Raw genomic sequence first — 245 nt, 5'->3', positions numbered from 1 at the left:
CGGTGAACTACGCCTACGGCATCCCGGCGTACAACGTCAGCATCGCCGCGGTGCAGGGCGAACCCGACCCGGAGACTTGGGTGGCACTCGCCGCCGCCGTCAACGCGCCCGCGCTCGGGGAGATCTTCACGGCAGCCCGTGGCCACGGGGCATGGTGGGAAGGGAGCCGGCTCGCGGTGACCGAGGAGACTCCGGCGGGAGCGCTCCTGGGCACCGGCTTCGGCTACGACCCCGCGACCCACGAG

At 72.7% G+C, this 245-nt stretch carries 1 protein-coding gene; it reads left to right on the top strand.

The features are described from left to right. Positions 1-245, top strand: a 245-nt coding sequence (locus SB773_RS33960) for an inositol monophosphatase family protein (protein ID WP_410594889.1), incomplete at both ends; no start/stop codon positions are given.

Source organism: Bacillus sp. SIMBA_074, from assembly GCF_046534555.1.
In the GTDB taxonomy this organism is placed as follows: domain Bacteria; phylum Bacillota; class Bacilli; order Bacillales; family Bacillaceae_G; genus Bacillus_A; species Bacillus_A mycoides.
This window is presented reverse-complemented; position numbering and strand designations above follow the sequence as displayed.